The 20,551-nt window shown below is 47.8% G+C and carries 21 protein-coding genes; 10 read left to right on the forward strand and 11 right to left on the reverse strand.

Annotation, left to right across the window (positions count from 1 at the left end):
* Positions 1-196 precede the first annotated feature (196 nt).
* Entirely contained in the window at positions 197-2,167 is a 1,971-nt protein-coding gene (locus HFE01_RS20250; RefSeq protein ID WP_126666774.1) for a glycosyl hydrolase, read from the reverse strand.
* 446 nt (positions 2,168-2,613) lie between these two features.
* On the opposite strand from HFE01_RS20250, the gene HFE01_RS20255 reads away from it, so the two are divergent.
* Positions 2,614-3,408 carry a GNAT family N-acetyltransferase gene (locus HFE01_RS20255; protein ID WP_167438615.1) on the forward strand — a complete coding sequence of 265 codons (795 nt, stop codon included), beginning with the start codon at positions 2,614-2,616 and terminating at the stop codon, positions 3,406-3,408.
* A 93-nt stretch (positions 3,409-3,501) separates the two neighbouring features.
* Here HFE01_RS20255 and HFE01_RS20260 read toward each other — a convergent pair whose 3' ends face one another.
* Both HFE01_RS20260 and HFE01_RS20265 read right to left on the reverse strand, forming a co-directional pair.
* On the reverse strand, positions 3,502-4,263 hold the full coding sequence (locus HFE01_RS20260; protein WP_167438614.1) for an SDR family oxidoreductase: 762 nt from the start codon (positions 4,261-4,263) through the stop codon (positions 3,502-3,504).
* A gap of 211 nt (positions 4,264-4,474) precedes the next feature.
* On the reverse strand, positions 4,475-6,907 hold the full coding sequence (locus HFE01_RS20265; RefSeq protein ID WP_016819528.1) for a UvrD-helicase domain-containing protein: 2,433 nt from the start codon (positions 6,905-6,907) through the stop codon (positions 4,475-4,477).
* Positions 6,908-7,218: 311 nt separating this feature from the next.
* Here HFE01_RS20265 and HFE01_RS20270 point away from each other — a divergent pair, with 311 nt between their 5' ends.
* Entirely contained in the window at positions 7,219-8,064 is an 846-nt protein-coding gene (locus tag HFE01_RS20270; RefSeq protein WP_016819529.1) for a zinc ribbon domain-containing protein, read from the forward strand.
* Between the two features lie 65 nt (positions 8,065-8,129).
* The gene (locus HFE01_RS20275; RefSeq protein WP_017428008.1) at positions 8,130-8,918 is read left to right on the forward strand and encodes a TrmB family transcriptional regulator; all 789 of its coding nucleotides are present in this window, start codon (positions 8,130-8,132) and stop codon (positions 8,916-8,918) included.
* A gap of 8 nt (positions 8,919-8,926) precedes the next feature.
* Here HFE01_RS20275 and HFE01_RS20280 read toward each other — a convergent pair whose 3' ends face one another.
* Complete coding sequence (locus HFE01_RS20280; RefSeq protein ID WP_016819531.1) at positions 8,927-9,559, reverse strand: NUDIX hydrolase; 633 nt, start codon at positions 9,557-9,559, stop codon at positions 8,927-8,929.
* Positions 9,560-9,732: 173 nt separating this feature from the next.
* On the opposite strand from HFE01_RS20280, the gene HFE01_RS20285 reads away from it, so the two are divergent.
* Positions 9,733-10,026: a hypothetical protein gene (locus tag HFE01_RS20285; RefSeq protein ID WP_016819532.1), complete on the forward strand. Its 294-nt coding sequence runs from the start codon at positions 9,733-9,735 to the stop codon at positions 10,024-10,026.
* Between the two features lie 76 nt (positions 10,027-10,102).
* On the forward strand, positions 10,103-10,804 hold the full coding sequence (locus HFE01_RS20290) for a histidine phosphatase family protein (protein WP_016819533.1): 702 nt from the start codon (positions 10,103-10,105) through the stop codon (positions 10,802-10,804).
* A gap of 84 nt (positions 10,805-10,888) precedes the next feature.
* Here HFE01_RS20290 and mscL read toward each other — a convergent pair whose 3' ends face one another.
* Positions 10,889-11,383 (reverse strand): large conductance mechanosensitive channel protein MscL, encoded by a 495-nt coding sequence (gene mscL / locus HFE01_RS20295; protein WP_016819534.1) that lies wholly within the window; start codon positions 11,381-11,383, stop codon positions 10,889-10,891.
* Between the two features lie 150 nt (positions 11,384-11,533).
* Between mscL and HFE01_RS20300 the strand changes: the two genes are divergently transcribed.
* Positions 11,534-11,977: a carboxymuconolactone decarboxylase family protein gene (locus HFE01_RS20300; RefSeq protein ID WP_016819535.1), complete on the forward strand. Its 444-nt coding sequence runs from the start codon at positions 11,534-11,536 to the stop codon at positions 11,975-11,977.
* A gap of 18 nt (positions 11,978-11,995) precedes the next feature.
* Positions 11,996-12,952 carry a sigma-70 family RNA polymerase sigma factor gene (locus HFE01_RS20305; RefSeq protein WP_017428007.1) on the forward strand — a complete coding sequence of 319 codons (957 nt, stop codon included), beginning with the start codon at positions 11,996-11,998 and terminating at the stop codon, positions 12,950-12,952.
* 57 nt (positions 12,953-13,009) lie between these two features.
* On the opposite strand, the gene HFE01_RS20310 is transcribed toward HFE01_RS20305, so the two are convergent.
* The 5 genes from HFE01_RS20310 to HFE01_RS20330 form a co-directional block, all read right to left on the reverse strand.
* Positions 13,010-13,348 (reverse strand): DUF4870 domain-containing protein, encoded by a 339-nt coding sequence (locus tag HFE01_RS20310; RefSeq protein WP_016819537.1) that lies wholly within the window; start codon positions 13,346-13,348, stop codon positions 13,010-13,012.
* Between the two features lie 129 nt (positions 13,349-13,477).
* The gene (locus tag HFE01_RS20315) at positions 13,478-14,161 is read right to left on the reverse strand and encodes an MOSC domain-containing protein (RefSeq protein ID WP_016819538.1); all 684 of its coding nucleotides are present in this window, start codon (positions 14,159-14,161) and stop codon (positions 13,478-13,480) included.
* Between the two features lie 443 nt (positions 14,162-14,604).
* Positions 14,605-14,886 (reverse strand): hypothetical protein, encoded by a 282-nt coding sequence (locus HFE01_RS20320; RefSeq protein WP_016819539.1) that lies wholly within the window; start codon positions 14,884-14,886, stop codon positions 14,605-14,607.
* A gap of 30 nt (positions 14,887-14,916) precedes the next feature.
* Positions 14,917-16,068: an MGDG synthase family glycosyltransferase gene (locus tag HFE01_RS20325; protein ID WP_016819540.1), complete on the reverse strand. Its 1,152-nt coding sequence runs from the start codon at positions 16,066-16,068 to the stop codon at positions 14,917-14,919.
* 43 nt (positions 16,069-16,111) lie between these two features.
* On the reverse strand, positions 16,112-17,149 hold the full coding sequence (locus HFE01_RS20330; protein ID WP_016819541.1) for a serine hydrolase domain-containing protein: 1,038 nt from the start codon (positions 17,147-17,149) through the stop codon (positions 16,112-16,114).
* A gap of 363 nt (positions 17,150-17,512) precedes the next feature.
* Here HFE01_RS20330 and HFE01_RS20335 point away from each other — a divergent pair, with 363 nt between their 5' ends.
* From HFE01_RS20335 to HFE01_RS20345, 3 genes are all read left to right on the forward strand, one after another.
* Positions 17,513-17,701: a hypothetical protein gene (locus tag HFE01_RS20335; protein WP_007428354.1), complete on the forward strand. Its 189-nt coding sequence runs from the start codon at positions 17,513-17,515 to the stop codon at positions 17,699-17,701.
* Between the two features lie 105 nt (positions 17,702-17,806).
* Entirely contained in the window at positions 17,807-18,589 is a 783-nt protein-coding gene (gene map, locus HFE01_RS20340) for a type I methionyl aminopeptidase (RefSeq protein ID WP_016819542.1), read from the forward strand.
* 184 nt (positions 18,590-18,773) lie between these two features.
* Positions 18,774-19,283 carry a GNAT family N-acetyltransferase gene (locus HFE01_RS20345; protein WP_017428004.1) on the forward strand — a complete coding sequence of 170 codons (510 nt, stop codon included), beginning with the start codon at positions 18,774-18,776 and terminating at the stop codon, positions 19,281-19,283.
* Here the strand turns inward: HFE01_RS20345 and HFE01_RS20350 are convergent.
* Entirely contained in the window at positions 19,275-20,540 is a 1,266-nt protein-coding gene (locus tag HFE01_RS20350) for a DUF438 domain-containing protein (protein ID WP_102998365.1), read from the reverse strand. The two genes, HFE01_RS20345 and HFE01_RS20350, sit on opposite strands and share 9 nt — an antisense overlap.
* Positions 20,541-20,551: the final 11 nt, after the last annotated feature.

Below are 20,551 nucleotides of genomic sequence, written 5' to 3' on the forward strand. Positions count from 1 at the left end.
CTTTCCTGCCGGAAAGGAGACGGTCCTTTTTCATAATGGTTTGCCATAGACGACTTTTGCTCAAGGCACAAACAAACAGCGGCTACCCCGGATATTTTAGAGGTGGCCGCTGTTTGTTTAAAGTAGACTACTTCGTTACTTCATGACGCTGACGGGACGGTATAGTTACGGATACGGTAATTCTCATAAAAGCGTCTTACTCCGCTTTATTTTTGGATAAAGTAAGCAGGTCTTGAGGAAGCTCATCCCTCGTGATCACGTAATCGCTGTTGAACACTTTTATGAGATGATCCAGGGAGTTATATTGTCCATTGCGGATGAAGTCGCCCGTCCATGTCGTGAAAAAGAGCCAATGCGCTGAATATGTTTGAAGCAATTCGGGATCGCTAATCGGGCCGTTTTCAGACAGACCAACCAGCTTCTTACCCTGCACGAGATTTACCAAACTGTCGTACTTGCCAATACTTGGGCTATAATTAGCCGCCTGGTTGTAGATATCCACACTTACAATATCGACGACATCATCCCCTGGATACCAGTCGGGACTCTCGGAGTTCCATACCCAGATCAGGTTGTTCAGGTGATGGTAGTGTGTTAGGCGGTCGTACATGATACGGTATAGCTGCTTGGCGGAGTCTGGACCTTGGGCGCCCCACCAGAACCATTTGCCCTCCGCCTCGTGCAGCGGTCTCCACAGCACCGGAACGTGAGCGTCTTGGAGGCGTTTCAACTGAGCAGCAATGGCATCGATATCCCTTAGGATAAGCTGATACTCTTCCGACTCGGGATGACTAAGTGCATATTGAACGTCGAATGTAGTAGCGTCCGTGTAAAACCCGCGCCACCATTCTTTACCGGGAATATCATACAGTCCCTTAGGAGCATTCCAGTGCCATGCGAATGTGACAAGTCCACCTTCTTGGGCCCATTGAATTGCCTTTTCCACCTCAGTTGAGGTGGCGCCATGCTCGATGCGAGAGGGGGAATAATCCATCATGTCCATTGATAACATGGCAGGATACTTACTAGTTTGGTCTTTAATCCACTGTGCATCCTCCAAAGTGTGCTGACCGGAAAGAATGTGGCTGCCGTAACTATCCACGAGATAACCCATGAGTGCCTTGGTTTCCGCAGTCGCATTCGGGTTTACTGGCTTTTTCTCAATTTGATGCAGTTTCGGGGGGGACACTGCTGATAGCTTGACGTAATCGATATGATATTGGTCCGAGTCGACATTGAACTGTAAGATATTGTTTCCCGAATTCAGCATCAGTTTACCGCCGGATACCTCTGTGTAGCTTGCTGTTGTCGGCAGTGATATTTCGCTGGTCTGGCCGTTGACCACCAATTGGGTCTTTTTGTCTCCATTGGGGTTACTGTAACCGATTGCAAGATTGTAAAGCCCGCTTGAAGGTGCATTATAGGCAAAGGTTAACGAACCTGTGCTTTTGAAGGCTGCGTAACCGCTACCCGAATAGCCTGTATCAGCAGCTTCGATCTTGACCTCACCAGTAATGACTCCGTCTTCGGCTTCCATTTTGCTAATTGCAGCAGGCAGATTGGCGAATTCAACCTTCACGTATTCGATCCCGTAATATCCCCAGCCTCTTGCAAAAGTAAGCTCGTTTGTGCCGGCATTCAGCATGATCTTGGTTAATATTTTCTCGTTCACTGCCGCACCTTTCGGAGGAGCAGCCAGCGTTATGTTCTCAGACATTGTGCCATTGACCTCGATGCTGGTATCCTTGGAGCCAGTGCCCGCCGGAATGTAGTAGCCGAGGCTCAGTCTATAAAGACCTGCTGTAGGCACGTTCACTTTAAACGTGGCCGTCCCGTCGGACTTGCCGGAATTTGGGTCGTAGTCATAAAAGAAGGATACATAGCCATCGCCTTTATAAAGCGTATCGCCGGTATAAGGTGTATCCCGTTTTTCTACACCGTAACCTTGAAGAATTGCATCTTTGGAGCTGACGACGATAGAAGAGGAATTGTCGTTAGTGGATGAATCTTGACTTGTATTCATCGTCGTTCGGTCTTCAGCATCGGTGAACAAGTGAGATGATTCTGCTTTTGCTAAGCCTGGGATTAAATTGAGAGATATCAACAAAAAGGATAAGACAACAAAACTGAGAATACCGAAAAACCTTTGTTTCCAATGATCTGGCATATGACTCACTCCTTGAAATTAGTCGTTGTTACCGCCTGAATTGACCTGCAAAGTATAATTCAGAAAACGCTTTCATTAGTGCGTACATACGAAGTACACTTTGAAGTAATCGATGGCGGGTGATTAAAAACCAGCTTGCACTTTTAAGAATTTTTTTCTTCCCTTGTATGCGTTTTCAATATTTGGTATTCGTTTTTTGGCACCTCACCTCTCTTTAATTTCATCATAAATTAGAGGCGAGGCAGGAACCATACAATGAATTTCGGAGAAAATCATCCTTAAATTATGGATTTTTATACTCTGGTGGCAAGCAATCTTCATATATTTTTTGAAATGTATAACCCAAGATTATTAAGGCTATATAGGGTAAGCGGGAAGGATAGTTTCAATTTGTGGTATCATGCCAATAAGAAGATTACCCACATGGAAATGAAAGGGATTAATACATGATTTCTCATCGACTGCTTACCTACGAAACTATTTATCAATTAACGGGCCAGATTCATAGGGATCAACACTTGTTATTCTATAGCTATTTAACTCAACGTAAGGAGCAGGCTAAATTTGTTGGTCAATATGTAGATGACAAGCTGACAGGGGTCTTAGCATACTTTTGTGGGCTCTCCTTCCCTGCGTTTTCTTTCCACTGCATAAACCGAGAGAAACTTAACTTTCCAGCACTTATTGCTTTTACAGAGGAACTCATTCAACTTAAGAAAAATACCGTTTGTGGTACAATCCTGGGTGATTGTGACCTACAACTTTTTCAGTCTCATGGGCTCATAACGGGTAACCCACAACGTTTCTTAACAATGAAGCATAGGGATCAATCGAAACTGCTCGATTCAAACGTGGCTGAGCTAGTTAAGGAAAATGACATTTCAGATATAGTGGATTTATTGCGAAATGGGGGCATGAAATTTTTTACGAGCAGCGAACTTGAACAATATCCTTTCCTTGGGATCAAGGAATGTGGCCATTTTATTGCCGCAGGCGGCTTCCACTTTTATGGTTCTAAGCTCGTGGAGCTCGGAAACATATATACAAGCTCTGCTCACAGGGGGAAAGGACTAGCAAAGCACTTGACGAGCCAACTTACAAAACTGGGTAGAACACTATCATCAGATGTCTATCTGGGAGTACTGGAGGAGAACCAGGCTGCTGTACAACTTTACAAAGGATTAGGATATGAGGTCACGGCTGAGCAAACGATTGTTGATTTTAAACTATCTATTGATTGACGAACTAGGCCAGACTTTGCTTGAATACAATATGGAGAAAAACTCGCCTTTATAGTGGCGAGTTTTTCTTTTTATATCAATCTCATAAGCGTGTTATTCAATTGAATTTTTCGTTGCCTTGTACATATTTTCTACGTGTTCGTCGACTTCATTTCGTGACATGCGTAAGCGAGCCACAGAAGTACCATATCCGATCTCTATTTTCCCCTCTTCTAATCCTTTGAAAATTCCATCTGCGAAGGCATCTAACGGCTCTCCATGCGTATGCAACCCTGCTCCACCTAAATTTGTATTTACTGCTGGCGGGACAACCTCAATTACCTCTACAGACGTATCAGAAAGCTGGTGTCTTAGGCTGATTGTAAAGGAATGAAGTGCCGCTTTCGTTGCTGAATAAATCGGAGCAATCACAAACGGCGTAAAAGCTAACCCAGAAGTGACGTTAATGATAGTCGCCTCTTCTTTTGTTGCAAAATAGGGAGCGAACAACATGGATAGATGGAAAGGTGCTTCAATGTTAGTGGTGATTTCTTTACTGAAATAATCCCAATTGCTTTTTACATCCGTTTTTAGAACGTTAAAGCGTTGCTGGATACCGGCGTTGTTAACTAACACATTTACTTCTGGATAGTTGGCTGTTACCCAATCCGATAAAGCTATACGCTCGGATTCCATATTCAAATCACTTACATGAGTAATAAGGCTAGGCAATTTCTCTTTCGCTTTTTGAAGTACATGTTCACGCCGTCCAGAAACAATGACTTTATTTCCAGCTTTTAAAAATCGTTCTGCAAAGGCTAATCCTATTCCAGTACTTCCACCGGTAATTAGTATTGTATTTCCTGAAAGTTTCATTATATGTTCTCTCCTTTTATTAGTTTTCGTTCTTGTTTCCTGAATGCGCTGTGCCTAAACTGTAACTTTAACTTAGATAAAATTATATATAAAAAAACGGCAGACTAGGATTTTATTCTCACATCCTAGTCTGCCGTTATTTATTTTATTTAGTCTGTCTAAAACTTATTTTCGCAAAAGACAGTTCCATCCGGCTATGTGCGCCTCACATTTATCTGGCCGGGATGTTGCGCGTTCCCTCCGTCATCGGGGAGGAGCAAAGCGGACACACCGGCGGCGTGCCTGCATTGGTCTCCGTTGTGCGGCGTCCACCTACTGTGTCGCGCCGCATCCATGCCTTGCAGGCGGCGTCCGTGCATTTCCACACAGGCACATTGACGCGTGGCTCTGTCTGCGACTTAGCCGCCGCCGAAGCCGTACGTGCTGTAGGGGTTGCTGGGGCTGGTCCCGGCCTGCTGCTCACACGGGTTGCCGTGCCAGACATTGGCGAACCACCGCCAGCCCGGCTGCCATACCCCGAAGTACCCTTCGGTTGGCCGAAGCTACTGCGGCGCGTTTCTGGTTTGGAGACTTCAGGGGTGACCCCATAGGCTTCCAGCAGAAAACGCGACACGGCGGCAGGCTTGCCGTGATTGGAGGCAGGGGAGGTGATATACAGCAGCTCCTTCGCCCGGGTAACGGCTACGTAAGCGAGGCGACGCTCTTCCTCCAGCGCAGCATCGTTATCCACGGCTGTTGCGGGGGCGGCGCCTGCCCGACGATCCTCTGGCAGCTCGCTGTGTAGAGCTGAGCTGTGCGGCAGGATGCCTTCGCTGGCCCCGATCCAATATACGCAAGGGAACTCTAGTCCCTTGGCTCGGTGGATCGTCATGAGCCGAACAGCATCGCTGTCTTCCTCTCTGCGCAGAGATTCCATCTGGCGGTGGCGCTCGGAAAGCTCGTCCGCAAAGTTGACGAATGCCTCTACCGTGTCAAAGCGCTTGGCTGCCGTTTCGAGCTCCTCCAGACTTTCTTGCATCGTTTCCTTATAATGTGTCCATGCGCCTGTATCTCCGCTTTCCAAATATTTGTCATAAAAGACGCGCCGCATTTCTTGAATGGCATAGGCAGGCTTCATGGTAGTGAGACTGCGAATCAATCGAATGCGTTCTTTCACCTGTTCACGCTGAAAATCACGTAGTCGATCCCAACGGCTGAGGTGGATTAGCGGGTATTTTTTAGCCTGCTTCTTCTCTTCACGCATAATCCATTCCATTCCGGCCTCACGAGAGACATACAGCGGTCCAAGGGTGCTTGGAATAGATTCCATTCGCCGGGGATTCAGCGACAGACGCAAGTGGTCCATTAAGGGACGAATCAGAGATTGATCGTAAAATACGGCTCCCGCTCCGTACTGAATAAATGGGACATCCCGCATAATCAATTGCTCAAAAATAGATCTGCTTCCGCTGGCTGTCCGGTGCAAAATAGCGATATCCCGGTAGCGAAGCCGACCTTCCTCTACCTGTCCGAGTAGATGAGTAACAATATGTCCCGCCTCTTCCTCAGGCCCGGATGGGGTGGCAAACTGTGGCGGCAAGCCCTCACGCCCGGCAGCCGCAAGACGTTTGGAACGTCGATGAACATTTTTAGCGACGATGTTGGAACCCAGCCCCAAAATGCGCGCATCACTACGATAATTAATATCAAGGGTGATGACCTTTGCATCTTTATAGACCTTGTCAAATTCCAGAATGGAATCCTGGCGGGCTCCGTTAAAGGTATAGATCGTCTGGTCATCATCTCCGACGACCATCAGATTGCGATGCCTCGCAGCCAATCGCTGCACCATTTCGTATTGCAGGGCATTCGTATCCTGGAATTCATCCACCATGATATAGGAAAAACGCCGTTGAAGCGGCTGAAGCACATCCGGGTCACGCAGGAGAACAGAGGCACGTAGCAGAATATCGTCAAAATCCATCTTATTGCGTTCCTGTTTCCACGCTTCATAGGCGAGCATGGCACGCTTGGCATCCGCTTCCTCGCGCATGGTTTCCGGCAACTCGTCTGCGCTACGGCCTTCCGCTTTCCAGGCGGAGAGTGCGGACAGCAGGCTTTCCGGCTGGAAAGCCTCACTCAGTCCAAGCTGGCGTAGCATCATTTTCATAACGGTATGTTGGGCCTGCGTTTCACCGAACACTTCGTCTTGCACGCCGCGATGACGCAGCATCGCCAAAGCGAATGAGTGGAAGGTACGCGCCTGTACTGCGCGTGCAGCGGCAGGTCGCACACCGGGTAATCCCGCGATGCGCAGCTTCATTTCGGCAGCTGCTTTGCTGGTGAAGGTCACCAGCAGGATGGAAGATGCAGGGACATCCCGCATCGCCATAAGGTAGCCTGCACGGGCTGCCAGCACCGTGGTTTTGCCGCAGCCAGCCCCTGCCAGGGTGAGAAGGGGGCCTTTACCATGGCGTACAGCCTGAATCTGCGGGCGGTTCAGATGAATGCCGGCGTTCTCTATAGCACGAAAATAGGCTGCGTCTTGGTCGCTGTCGGGTACCAGCGTTATACTGGTATCCATAGAAGCTCGACGTGCCTGAGGGCTCGTCGTTGAATAAGGAACCCCGATGGGTCGGGGGTAAAATGCAGGATTTGGGTTCATGATCCTGAAACCCCTTTCGTTCTTAAAATCTTCCATTTTCACAAATGGGGGTAGTTTTTGGTATGATAGAGTTCTAGTCAGCTTTAGATGATGATAAGAACAAGGCGATGGACTAAAATGATACTGAATTCATGCGGATCTAGAGCTGGAGCGTCAGAATGTTAATAGGTTGACGCCAATGCCTATAGCCTTCAAACAGGCAATATGACCGCATTCCATTATACAGGAGTTCGAGGCTTGCCAACAGAAAAAAACTTTGGGATATACGGACGGTACAGTGAAATCCGGCTGGATATGGGGAGGAAATAACGATGAAGCTGATTCAACGTATAAAAGAAGGCGCTAATCGCGCAACAGAAAAGGCGCAGCATGCTGTCGAGATTAGTAAGATCAATTCGCAAATTACAACAATTCAGCAGGAAATGGATGTACACTTTTTACGAATGGGTCAAATCTTTTACGAAGGCTATCGGGCGGCCGATATGTCAGTGGCTGAAACCGAGATGACACAGTTGTCTACTGCTTGTGATGAGCTTCAGGATGAAATTGATGAGCTGCGTAGTAGAATTGCAGAATTGAAAAATGCCCATTTATGTACTTGTGGTGCAGTTGTGCCGCTGGATGCGAACTTTTGCCCCAAATGCGGACGCAAGCTGAATGAAGGGCAGGCTGCCTCCAAGCAAGTAGCGGCCGTGCGGGAAGAGGTGCCGACAGACGCCTATTCGTTTGATCTGCGCAAGTCAGAGGCAGTGAAGGATGCTGCGCCTGCTTACACGGAGTATGCAGTAGATGAAGTCATCGATCGGCATGAACAGGATGAGCGGTATGAAACGCATGATCCAACGGAATTTGACCGCAATTACACGGTGTCTGATTTTACTCCGGAAGAAAAAGCGGCATTTGATGAAGAGTGGGAGCGCCGTCGTCAGGAAGAACTGGAGAAAGAACACCAGCGTCTTGAAGAACTGGAACGTGAGCGGGAGCGTCAAGAGGAGCTGGATGAGCGCATTCGATATTGGAAGGCCAACAATTCCGGGTCCGAGAAGCCGGCAACACCGTCTACGCAAATACGCGAAAATGTAAAATGCCAAATCTGCACAGCGGAACTACCCAAAGGCTCCAAATGGTGTCCGCGCTGTGGAGCTGAACAGATTTGACGCAGCCGAACAGGCTGCCGCAGGACACAGACATAACGCCGGGCAGCATAGGGGGAACAGAACATATGGAGCGTTTGCTGCAACATCTGCGGAATCTGGGTTTTACGGAGATGGAAGCCAAGGTGATGGTCGAGCTTTCGAGACAAAATGCAGCGTCCGGCTATGAAGTGGCTAAGCGTTTGGGGGCATCGCGCTCCAACGTGTACGCAGCTTTGCAGCGTTTGGCCGGACAGGGATATCTCAGAGCGAGTGCAGGAGAACCTGTACGCTACAGCATGCTGCCGCCGGGTGAGCTGACCCGGATGATTGAAGGGCAGATGCGGGAATCCCTGCTGGCGGTGGAGAAGGAGATGCCACGAACAGAACCAGCCAAGCCGACCTTTTATAACGTGGAAGGTGACCGGAAGGTGCTGGAAAGCCTGACACGCGAGCTGGAACGGGCTAAGCATGAGATTGTGCTGGATTTGTGGCGTGAGGAAGCCGAACTGCTGCGGGAAGAGTTGAAAAAAGCCGAGAGTCGGGGTGTGCGACTCCTATGGTCCTGCGACAACGGAGAAAGCATGTTGGGGCCGTGGCTACCGCGTGCATCTGGTACAAACGGCCAGGAACCGTCAGGGCGCAAGTTTTCCTTTGTTATTGACCGGCGTTGGTGCATGCTGGGAATGCGGGGAGAGAATTGCCCGACACAGGCGCTTATTACCGAGCATCCGGTGATGACAGGTTTGCTGCTTGATCATTTTGCTCAGGATCTTATTTTGTATGAACTGGAGCATGATATGGGCAGCGAGCTGTCGACCCGATATGGCTGGCGGTATGAAGGCATTGTCGGCAAATATATGTCAGCCGGAGAATAGGTTAAGGACTACTGGGAGGGAAGTTCCATTAGAGCCCGGCATACAGATGTAATATAGCCCGCTTGATGAGGCACAAATTGATCCGGTGTAATCAGGCGGCGAGTTTTTTCCGGGTTCGGCCCCGACGTAATACCTTGGGCTTCGATAAATGGAATATGGCCTTCAAACAGGGCCAGTGCTTGCTCAAGGTCTGCTTCGTACAGTCCAGCTACTTCTTCCTGCTGGAGACAATAGGCTTCCAGGGGCTGGTTGGACAGCAGTCCAAACACCGAGCTGATCTCCCGATCCCAAAAAGAGGTGCCCTGTGCGGTACCTTTACTTTCATACCGAACGGTCATCAGCGGTGTTAAGGAGGTAAAGGGAACATGAATGCCCAGTTCTTCCTCCAGCTCGCGAGCTGCCTGGGACATATCTTCGCCTGAGGTCAAATGCCCTGCTGCTGTAATATCGTAGCATCCGGGGAAGGTGTCCTTTGTATCCTGACGCTGTTGGAATAGCAAGCGGCGGCCTGTCGAAGTGTCTCGTGCCAGCCAGCAGTGAAAGGTATGGTGCCAGTATCCCTTGGCATGTGCTTCCTGTCGAGAGGCTGTGCCAAGGGGGTTGTCTTCATCGTCATAGATATCCAGAAGCTCGCTAGTCATCGTGGTTCCTCCTATAATCAGCAGAAAATCAAAGTCTTACTTTACAGTATAACGTGTTTTCCACCCTGACGATATGATGGTCGATGTGGAATGTGGAGTAGCTTTTGGGGTATGCTGGGAACATGGAGATTTGCGCCATAACATAGGTTTATGATTGAAAGGAGCGATTTTACATGGAATGTATTGTACATTTCCGAGTGATGCATCCAGAGGAGCCCAAAGAACTGCGCGGGCTGATTATGCTGGAAAGCGGAGGCAAGCCGGGGATTGACCAAATAACAGATATGTTCAAAAATATGGGCTATGATGTGCGTCCAGACAACCCGGAGGAATTGATTTTTAAACCAGTCGATGCCAGAGCGAACTATACATATATCCGGGTTATTGAGCTGGATACGGGTGAGGAAGTTTACCAAGAAGACAGAGATTTGCGCGCGATTTTGGAAAATTTGCTGAATAAACATTAATTAAAGATCAGGAGAGCTAACCGATGGAATGAGATCAAGCGATCCTGTCGCCATTCTTAGGAACGGAGAACCAATGATGAGATTGTATATTATCCGACATGCAGACCCTGATTACCCTAACAACACCATCACGCCGGAGGGACATTTGGAAGCCAAGGCACTGGCCAAACGACTGTCCAGTCATGGATTGGACCGTATTTACGTCTCTCCGTTAGGGCGGGCTTTGGACACAATGCGCTACACCACCGACTCTCTCGGTATGACTTATGAAGTGGAGGACTGGACGCAGGAGCTGGCTCTAAAGCTGGAGGATACTCCATACGGTCGTCTTTCCCATTGGGATTTGCCTGGTGAAGTGATTCGTTCCGGGTCGCCTCTGCCGACTCATGACTCTTGGAAGGAAATTTCCTATTATCAGGGGACGCAAAGTCCCGAAACCTTCGAGCGACTGAAGGTTCATTCTGATGAATTCCTGAAGCGGCAAGGCTTTGAGCGGGTGGAGGGCAGGTACCGAATTTTGAAGCATACCGAAGACAGGGTAGCCGTATTTTGTCATGGCGGCTTCGGGCTGACCTGGCTTGCACATCTGTTGGAACTACCTTTGGCTTTGGTCTGGTCCGGTTTTTGGATGCCGCCTAGCTCTGTAACCACCATCTTGTTTGATGAACGCTCCAAGGAATGGGCAGTTCCCCGTTGCATTGGCTTCGGTGATGTCTCCCATTTGTACGCAGAAGGTTTGCCAGTCAGACCTCGGGGTATTATTACCAACTTCAATTAATGGGATTTCTATACGATGCCAAAACGGCTTAAGACGAACCACCGTCTTAAGCCGTTTGTTGTATTCATAGGAGTGTAGGTTGAGTCAGCGTGATTCAACGAATCCCTCTAGCTTGGATGTGCAATGTGCACAGCGGGTAGCAGCTATAGGAATTTCCGACAGGCAATGTGGGCATTCCTTGATCGTTTTTTCCTCCAGAGGTTTTTCTTCCTCTTTGCGCTTCAGCATGTTAATCCCTTTGACGAGCATGAACACACAGAAGGCCACGATGAGAAAGTCCAGCAGGACATTAATAAACTGACCATAGGCAAGGACCGCAATTCCTGCTTCTTTGGCTTGTGCTAGGGTTTTGCGTGTACCGTCAGCATTTAGAGGATCGGCGGCTTGTAAAGCTACATATAAGTCTGGAAAATTCATGCCGCCCAGAAGTTTACCAATCGGAGGCATAATAATATCGTTCACCACAGAAGTGACAATCTTGCCAAACGCACCACCAATGATAACGCCGACCGCGAGGTCAATCACGTTACCCCGTACAGCGAATTCTTTAAATTCTTTAATAAAACCTTTTCCGCTCATGTGATGTACACCTTCTTTACATAAAATCATTTATTTATAATACATGCTATGCCTACTGAGGGCAATTCCAAATTGATGTATTGCACTTTGTCACAAAACCACATGTTCATTTGTCTTCTATATGTAAACCAATAATGGAGGCGATGTATCGTGAGTTTAAGATTTAATCACAGAGCAGTGAGTCCTAGTACATTCAAGGCAATGATGGAGATGGAAAAATATATTTCCGGCCGTTTTACAGACAAAGTATTGTACGAACTATTGAAAATTAGAGTATCCCAAATCAATGGCTGTTCCTATTGTCTTGATATGCATGCAAAGGATTTGCTAAAACTAGGCGATTATGCTGACCATATTTTGCAGCTTGCTTTATGGCGGGAGGTTCCTTTGTTCACGGAAAAAGAACGTGCTATGCTTGAATTAGCCGAAGCGGTCACTCATATCTCAGAGCAAGGGGTACCTACAGACTTGTATAATCGGGTCAGAGAACATTTTACAGAGGAAGAGTACGTAGATTTGATTACCGCAATTAATGTGATCAACAGCTGGAACCGGATTGCCATAGCGACCGGGATGTATCCAGGCAGTCTTTAATGAATAGGGGGCTATGCTTTGTCTGGCAAAGAATACGGAATTGAACAGGAATCGGTGGATGTAAGTCTGGAGGAGCTGTATCAGAAATATCGCAAATATTCTTTTGCCATTGCTTATCGCATGCTTGGAACGGTTACAGATGCCGAGGATGTCGTTCAAGACTGCTTTGTCGAGCTGGAGCATAAGCCCCTGAATGACATACAGAACCCCAAAGCCTATGTAGCCAAAATGACGATGAATCGGTGTCTCAATCTACTGAATTCTGCGCGCAAGCAAAGAGAGACGTATGTAGGACAGTGGCTACCAGAGCCGTTGGGTGAAAGCGCGGATCTTCCTGCCGATTGGTTAGAACGTAAAGATATGATATCTTACGCATTTCTGGTTCTGCTGGAGCAGCTAAAGCCGATAGAACGGGCTGTTTTTGTGCTGAGAGAAGCTTTTCAGTATGATTATAAAGATATTGCGGAATTACTGGGCAAGACCGAGAGCAATTGTCGTCAGTTGTTCAGTCGCTCCCGTCGTATTCTATCTTCCGGAGACTCTGCTCCTGAAGCTCCAATCAGTCCTAATATAAATAACTCTTCCCGGGTAAAACTGCTGGAACGTTTTACAACTGCTTTTCTCGCCTACGATGTGACTGCTATGCTGGAACTACTGGCTGAACAACCTGTATTCGTGTCAGATGGTGGAGGTAATGTGCATACGGTGATGAGACCGATGGTTGTACGCAAAGGCGTTCTCGCACTGTTGACCTCTCGTCGGGTATTAACCGTTTTACGAGAAAGAGATGTGGTCCACACGGTCATCAATGGTGAGGTTCAGCTGGCATTTCTGAAAGACGGTGAAGTGAGAGAAACCTTGTGTCTCAGACTGGCACCGGACGGGGAGCATATTCAGAATTTTTATTTAATGGTTAATCCAGATAAGCTAGGACACATTCATATAAGGACAGAAGAAGCAAGCGTAAAAGAATGAACTGCCCAAACGGAAAAACCTTGAATCCTTGTTTAGGATCAAGGTTTTTTGCTGTCTTTATAACTGCCGGGCTTGATGAAGAGCCAGATCGCCTATCCAGGGAAGCTTGAGCCACTTTCCTTGTCCCGCACGAATTAACAAGATAATCCACATGGCAAGGCTTGTCAGCGTTAGCAGGGAAGCGAGCAAAGGACCGAGTAGCGGAATGAATCCGACTAGCACATGCCCGATCATGAGGGCTACAAAAAGAAGTATGGATTGCAGTGCGTGAAATAATACGAATCGGCTTTTCTTTTCCAGCATGACAAAGGCCAGCGCTCCAATAAATGCGAACAAATAGCACAGGACAGCTGCTATATTTTCATCCAGTCCTGTGGAAGACTTATAGACTGACATGTCAGGCATATCCTCCTTTATAAATGATTCAAGCTAAGTCTCCGTACTATACAAGCTATGAGGACAGGATTGAAGGATATGCCCGATCTCGGTAAAAAAGTTAACTCTACATATTGAACCACTTTCACCTTACGAATTGCCTGATAGTCTTTCCCGAGAATCCGTTTCTGTTCCCGCCAAACGTTTTAGAAACGTATTTCTCCAGTTTACGGACAATTCTTCCACTTCGAGAATTTGTTTAATACCCTCGATATGATCCTTCTCTTGATGCATAATTCGATTGGCAAATGAAACCGTAATTGCTTTCGGATGGCGATGAAGGAGGGATAGTCCGTCGGCTTTAGAGACAACTCCCTCTTCCAGAACGCGGAAGTAGAATCCCGTGTAGCCTGTTTGCTGTACCTTCAGGGGCATGTCGGGTACGCCGTACTTGAGGGACAACTTGTAGCAAGGCTGTCTCGGCTGGCTAACTTGAACGATAGCTTTGCCAAGCTTAAAGACGTCTCCAATGCAAACGTCGGATTCTAGCAAACCCTTTATCGTTAAATTTTCACCGAATGCGCCGTAATCGAGCGGACTCCGCAATTCATTTTCCCAGAACGGGTAGTGCTCGTAGGGATAGACGCATACAGCTTTCTCGTGCCCTCCGTGATGAACTAGATCGCCCTGCCCATCCCCTTCGAAGTTTAGATAAGATAAATACAGATATTCATCTGTGGCCGACTTGAATATCCCCGTAGAAACATCCTTCTGATTAAACCGGATCTGCTTGGGCATGCCGACATTAAGAGAAAGGATTTTAATAGATGCCATTCGGATCACCTCTACTCCAAATTTTGGTCAACGAGTTTCGCTAGATGCTTCTATATTCGCGTTCCTGCATTCCTGTTCCGCTTTCATCACGTCCATGATGACTCCGCCTTTTTACATTTCGGTAATTCCTCTTGTGACTCTGTTCGTCCCCGTTTCCATTTTACACTTCTCCATGCGCTATTTGCGAATTAGAGATGTGTATAAAAATACGAAAAAGGCTGAACGAAAAAGATTCGTTCAGCCTTTTAAACGGTTATACACATGTTTTGCACATGTTGTACGCACTTTATCCACCGCATAATAGTGTTTATCCACAAAAACAAAGTGGTTTATACACAACTTGTGCACAAACTGTAGACAATATTACAATAATTCATAGTTTGCGCACAGTTTGTCCACAAACTATCAACATATTGGTAGTAATTGTGGATATACTTCCGTAATTATCGGTCGCCAGTTTTTAAATGACGGCGCGGGTGTGTGATTTTACCCATTTTATTCTTGTCATCCTCTTTGGGGATAAGTCGTTCATCGGTACGTCCTTCGTGATGGTTCTCAAAGGCATATTCGGTCATTTTCCACTCAGAAGTACCCAAAACAACATCAGCGGGAAAGTGCTGGCCTCTGTGCAAATGCTGCTCATGTCCATCCTCATCCACATAAATACCATCCACTTCTACCTTTTCACCCGTTAGTGGGAGTAAATCCTTTCCTTTGTGTTCCATTGGTATCCCCTCCGTCTGGCTTATTCTTCGTTAATTTGTCCGGACGGAGGTTCTTTTATCCACAAGCTGCTGTAAAATATCCTCGGCAATCTGGTCTGCGGGATGAGGTTTGCGAAGTAACTCAATCGCCTGCTTCATTTCCTTAGCAAGAGAGGGAGTGGAGATCAGATCCAGACAATGTTGAATCAGTTCCTCCGTTGTGCGAGCAATGCGGGCAGCTCCTTTTTGCTGCAGATACAGAGCATTATTTAGTTCCTGACCGGGTACGGGTTTGAACACCAGGATAGGCAAACCCGATGCGATGCTTTCCGAGAGTGTGATACCGCCGGGCTTTGTAATCACCAGACTGCTTGCTCGCATAAGTGCTGGAACGTAGTCCACAAATCCGTAGGTGTAGATGTCGGGGTGGTCTGCATACAGCGCATCCAATTCTGCTTTCAGCTGCTGATTGCGTCCGCAGACGATCAGCAGTCGAAGCTGCGGCAGCTGGCTTAAATGATGACAGATATCCAGTATGCCGGATAACACACCATACGCACCTGCCATAATGAGCAGCGTGGTCGTCTCAGCTTGTAACGGTGGGATTACCTGTTGCTGATCAGGGGGTTCGTTGACAGATAGGTTATAAAAAGAAGCGTGAATCGGAATTCCAGTCGCGGCAATACGTTCGATAGGTATTCCCCGCTGTGCGGCCTCCTGCTGCAGATCCTCAGTAGCTACATAGTAGCGGTCAATATCGGGATGTAGCCAGCGCCCATGCAGGTCAAAGTCTGTAACCACGTTGACAATAGGCAAATTCATCCCCATTTTGCGGCGTAACGCTGGAAGAGCGAGCTGCGGGAACGTATGGATCACGAGATCCGGTAATTCCTTTTTCAGTGTGAGAGCAAGTTGACGCATTCCGAATGAATGCAACACATGGCCAAAGGCTGATTTAGCCTGCATACCGCGCGTGATGTTATAGACCCAGCCGTAAAGCTGTGGAATGGTTTTGAAACTTTGCATATATACAAATTTGGTCAGCCCATTCAACCATGGATGAGATTCAGCCATCAGGTCGAGTAGTTGTACCTCGCAGTGTCCGAGTCTTCGCAGACTATCCATGATTGCCCGGGCGGCCTGCACATGGCCTTCCCCGTAGCTGGCGTATAAAATTAGAATTTTCGGTGCTGAGACTTTCATGATTGTTTAGCCCCCTATATTCAATAAGCACATGTAGCTCATTTTAGGAACGTTCCAAGTTGAGGGAGGATACGGCTGGCAAGACGAAACGCTCTAGCAGTGTTCGTGGGTTTTTCCAACGGCTCACCTTGCTGTCTGCTGTAAATACCACGACTGCATTCGCTTCCGGTATCAGATATATTTGCTGTCCTCCATGTCCGTGTGCACACGCATAGTCAATGCCGTAGAGTCGTCCAGTCCACCATTGGAATCCGTAATCTCCGAATTCTGGATAGCCTTCAATCTGTCGCTGCGTCGCCTGATGCAGCCAATCGGCTGGAATCAATTCTCTTCCATTCCAGATGCCTTGATGAAGGCAGCAATCGCCGAATTTAGCCATGTCTCGCGACGTCAGATACAGTCCGATATGGCCCATGGTGTAACCCTCTGGATCTTGTGCCCAACCACTTCTCCCGAAACCTAACGGTTCGAATAAATGCTGGAGAGCGTACGTATAGGCGTCCATGCCACAGCAACGGGTCAGGAGCACGGACAGCAGATGTGAATCAACACTGCGATATTGGAATACCCCGATTTGATCCTCCTGTACAGGTAAGCGAAGGGCAAAGGACGGCCAGCTCTTGCTGCGATGAAAACGGTGGATAAAGGCTTCGCCGAGCTTTTTGCCCGTCTGCCAATACAAGCCTGACGTCATAGTCAACAAATGACGAATCGTAATCCGCTCTAGCAGTGTTTCCTTCCGCCGGGGCAAATACTCAGGCAACAGCTTATGCACAGCCGTATCTGGTCCGGGCATATCCCCACGTGCCATAGCCATGCCGACGAGCGTGGAAGTGAAGCTTTTGGTCGCGGAACGCAAATCGTTCAGAGCGCTTGCTTCATGACCGTTGTAATAGCGTTCCCAGATCAGCTTGCCGTGGCGAAGCAGGAGAAAGCTGTGCATTTTCGGAAATTTAGCTCGGATTTCATGATCTGCCTGATCAAGTAGGGAGGCATCGATGCCTTCCTCTTCACAAGTTCCGAGGTTCAGCGCAGACAGACGGGCAACAGGTGCAGTGAACAGTGGAGCATAACGGCTCATCCCTTTCCCCCCTTTTTATGTTTATTTATTTTACCCCAAACACATACGCTCCAAAAGCCGATAAATAAGGTATACCTCTATGCAGCAGCTAATTGAGAACTCCAAATGCTATGAAGCGTAAAAGATAGGTAAAATCAATGTAAATTTACTGGAAAGCTGAAAGCTGTATCTGAATATGGTATAATGGGGTAGTGATTCAGCCAATAGAAAATCGGTTAATAATAGTGTCAGGTACATGCCTCGCGTAAGGCATTCCCGACCTAAGCTGCACTAGACATACTACTTCACTGCATAAGGACATCAATACTTTTCGGCATTCTCTTCAACGGAGCACTTATTTTCAACGTTTTGGGAGGGAGTTACATGGCAACGAAAGGTCACAATGAAGTTAAGGAAAGTCTGCGGGAAATGACTCGAATTTTCCGGCCTAAGGATCCCAAAAAATTTGTAAAGGAATATGTGCGAAAATACCGGATAACAGGAGGGTATGAGGAAGAGTTGACCATGGTGGTGGAAAACGAACTCGGCCGCATCAATTCTTCAGTATCTTAAAGGGTTCGCTTACCCGAACAACTAGAAACACGACTTTTATAAACCGTCTTTCCCTAGAGGAGACGGTTTTTTTGTGTCCGTCCTGCATACAATGGGATAGGTTTAGTGAATTTGTATGCTCAAAGGAGGCGGATTCCAATAGAAATAGCGATACGAACACCGGAGGAAATCGGCTACATCAGGGAGGCCGGACGTATTTTGGCAGATTGCCATCGTGCGCTGGAAAGTCGTATTCTTCCGGGAATCACAACGCTTGAAATCGATGCTTGGGTGGAGCAATTTCTATGCAAGCGTGGAGCTACGCCTGAACAAAAGGGCTACAAGGGGTTCCCTTATGCGACCTGCGCTTCGGTCAATGAGGTGGTATGTCACGGCTTTCCCTCGGAGCGGGTGCTTCATGATGGGGATATTGTAACCATCGACATGGTGGTTAACAAGGACGGATGGCTAGCTGACCGGGGATGGACCTACGCAGTGGGTGACATCAGTCGTCCGGTAGCAAGGCTGTTGCGGCAGACCCATAAGGCGCTGATGCGCGGCATCGAGGTTGCCCGCCCCGGCCGGACATTAGGGGATATTGGGCATGCGGTCGAAAAAGCGGCAGGCTGGCGACGGTACGGTAACGTCAAATCTCTGATCGGGCATGGGATTGGCCGCCAAATACATGAACCGCCGGACGTTCTCCACTACGGTCGTGCTAGAACGGGATTGCCACTGCGCGAAGGGATGGTGATTACCATTGAGCCGGTATTTACCCTCGGACCCGAAGGCGCGGTGCTCTGGGGGGATGATGGTTGGACCATCAGCACAGCAGACGGCAGTTGGGGCGCTCAATATGAGCACACCATTGCGATTACAAAGAACGGTCCTTATATTTTGACCTCATAAAAGAGTATTGTGCCATAGGGAGTCCAATGTGCGGGTTGTGTGCATAAGACTCTCTTGGTAAGTTTTTTTAGGATGGCATATCCGCTTCACCAAACAATGAGCTACTTGTTATAGATCATAGATCGCGATTCGGATCGTCGGTATAATAGGAGGCATAATATTGGAAACTAGGAGTGGAACCCACATGATGATTAGGGAAGCGATGATATCAGATGCCGAAGACATCGCCAAGGTGCACGTAGACTGCTGGAGAACGACATACAAAGATATCATGCCTGCCGAGGTTCTGGAACGGCTCTCCTATGAGCAAAGAACAGAATTGTGGAATGCGAATCTATCTACTGAAGACGGTCATCTCGTATATGTGGCTGAAAATGAGAAGGGGGAAATGATCGGATTTGTGAGTGGAGGTCCAGAAAAGTCAGGGGAATATCCCCCGTACGGGGGAGAGATAACGGCTCTTTATGTTTTGAGTGAATACCATAGTTTAGGGCTCGGCAAGAGACTATTTCTGCGGTTGCTTCAACACTTTAATAGTATGGATATTCACTCTGTCATGGTGTGGGTGCTGGCAGATAATCCAGCGTGTACTTTTTACGAAAAGCTAGGGGCCAAGCCTGTAGTCGAACAGCATATTATTAATATGGGCGGCAAAAACCTGAACATGGTGGCTTATGGCTGGCTGCTATTCTGATAGAATACGCTTTTGTCCTTCCAAGGCGCGAATAGGCGCGATATTTTGCGTGAATTCCAGTGTTCCCAAATAGCGTCCTTCGGAATCACGAACGGCAAAATAACGGATGTAGACAAATTTGTCCTTGATTGGAATCCAAAAATCTTCAACATCCTTGCGTCCGGCCTTAAAATCTTCCAGCAGTTTCTCAACGACATGCACGCTTTGCGGCGGATGGCAATTTTGCACGGTACGACCAATGACGGCCTTTGTGCGGGCAAAGATACGCTCTTTACCGTGAGAGAAATAGCGAACAACATCATTTTCATCGATAAAGGTCAGATCCACAGGCAGGTGATTCAACAGTAGCTCCAATTGTTGTACGGATACAATCCCTGTCTCGAATCGTATGAACCCTTGCGGAGTACCAGAAGTGGAAGTGTCTTCTGTTTGCTCAAGGGCTTCTACAGGTTCCTCTGCCCGTTCAGGTATCCATTCACGCTCAGGAGCGGTCAGGCAGAACCCGATTTCCTCGCTTTCCCGGGCTATTTTCAGCCATTCATCCTCGGTCAGCTTACTGAGTGCCATCGGCAGCAAAATATTCTCTTCCTTGAATATCATTTCATTCACTTCACTCATGATATGAGCAAGCGCCTTCCCAATCTGATCACGATCTCCGTTATATTCGGAAAGCAGCTTCTTCGCATCCTTGATTGCGGCGCGAATGCCGTCGTCCACCCCCCACATCACTTTGGTTGGACCAAAGATTCCATAGCGTTCTAGATAAGGAAATACTAGATTTTCTTTGCGGCTATAGTGTTTGTCGACATCCATCAGCAGACTTAAATCTTCAAGCAGCTTGTAAATAACCTTGGGGCTGTCGTCCTTTTGAAACTGCTCTGCATGGAGGGCCAGCTTAAAGTTGACCAGACGTTCGATCTCACGATTTTCCAGCTTGAAGGTGTGAACAGGATGTCCTGGTTGTTCCTCCGGTCCCGAAGGACGATGAATATCCTCAATAGAGCCCTTGAATATCGATGTATGAACGGAACAGAGACGTTGGACTTCCGACACCGGAATTCCCTCTTCGGTCATCAAGGCATGCTCCATCGCTGAAATTTCCGCCACGCTTACCCCACCAACAGCCTCTGCAAAACGCGCTTTAACTTCCTCCACGCTTTTCCCGGCATGTAGTTCTTTAATAATTTCCTTCAATGTTCGCTGACGCTCCGTTAATTCCTGTGCTGTATGTTCACGGTTGTTAATTAGCTCGCTCATGATCGTTAACC

Origin of the sequence: Paenibacillus sp. EKM10P, from assembly GCF_011800655.1 — a bacterium.
In the GTDB taxonomy this organism is placed as follows: domain Bacteria; phylum Bacillota; class Bacilli; order Paenibacillales; family Paenibacillaceae; genus Paenibacillus; species Paenibacillus polymyxa.

Coding starts and splice junctions, on each gene's coding strand:
- HFE01_RS20250 (WP_126666774.1), bottom strand. CDS start 2,167: ATGCCAGATCATTGGAAACAAAGGTTTTTCGGTATTCTCAGTTTTGTT.
- HFE01_RS20255 (WP_167438615.1), top strand. CDS start 2,614: ATGATTTCTCATCGACTGCTTACCTACGAAACTATTTATCAATTAACG.
- HFE01_RS20260 (WP_167438614.1), bottom strand. CDS start 4,263: ATGAAACTTTCAGGAAATACAATACTAATTACCGGTGGAAGTACTGGA.
- HFE01_RS20265 (WP_016819528.1), bottom strand. CDS start 6,907: ATGAACCCAAATCCTGCATTTTACCCCCGACCCATCGGGGTTCCTTAT.
- HFE01_RS20270 (WP_016819529.1), top strand. CDS start 7,219: ATGAAGCTGATTCAACGTATAAAAGAAGGCGCTAATCGCGCAACAGAA.
- HFE01_RS20275 (WP_017428008.1), top strand. CDS start 8,130: ATGGAGCGTTTGCTGCAACATCTGCGGAATCTGGGTTTTACGGAGATG.
- HFE01_RS20280 (WP_016819531.1), bottom strand. CDS start 9,559: ATGACTAGCGAGCTTCTGGATATCTATGACGATGAAGACAACCCCCTT.
- HFE01_RS20285 (WP_016819532.1), top strand. CDS start 9,733: ATGGAATGTATTGTACATTTCCGAGTGATGCATCCAGAGGAGCCCAAA.
- HFE01_RS20290 (WP_016819533.1), top strand. CDS start 10,103: ATGAGATTGTATATTATCCGACATGCAGACCCTGATTACCCTAACAAC.
- mscL (WP_016819534.1), bottom strand. CDS start 11,383: ATGAGCGGAAAAGGTTTTATTAAAGAATTTAAAGAATTCGCTGTACGG.
- HFE01_RS20310 (WP_016819537.1), bottom strand. CDS start 13,348: ATGTCAGTCTATAAGTCTTCCACAGGACTGGATGAAAATATAGCAGCT.
- HFE01_RS20315 (WP_016819538.1), bottom strand. CDS start 14,161: ATGGCATCTATTAAAATCCTTTCTCTTAATGTCGGCATGCCCAAGCAG.
- HFE01_RS20320 (WP_016819539.1), bottom strand. CDS start 14,886: ATGGAACACAAAGGAAAGGATTTACTCCCACTAACGGGTGAAAAGGTA.
- HFE01_RS20325 (WP_016819540.1), bottom strand. CDS start 16,068: ATGAAAGTCTCAGCACCGAAAATTCTAATTTTATACGCCAGCTACGGG.
- HFE01_RS20330 (WP_016819541.1), bottom strand. CDS start 17,149: ATGAGCCGTTATGCTCCACTGTTCACTGCACCTGTTGCCCGTCTGTCT.
- HFE01_RS20335 (WP_007428354.1), top strand. CDS start 17,513: ATGGCAACGAAAGGTCACAATGAAGTTAAGGAAAGTCTGCGGGAAATG.
- HFE01_RS20345 (WP_017428004.1), top strand. CDS start 18,774: ATGATGATTAGGGAAGCGATGATATCAGATGCCGAAGACATCGCCAAG.
- HFE01_RS20350 (WP_102998365.1), bottom strand. CDS start 20,540: ATGAGCGAGCTAATTAACAACCGTGAACATACAGCACAGGAATTAACG.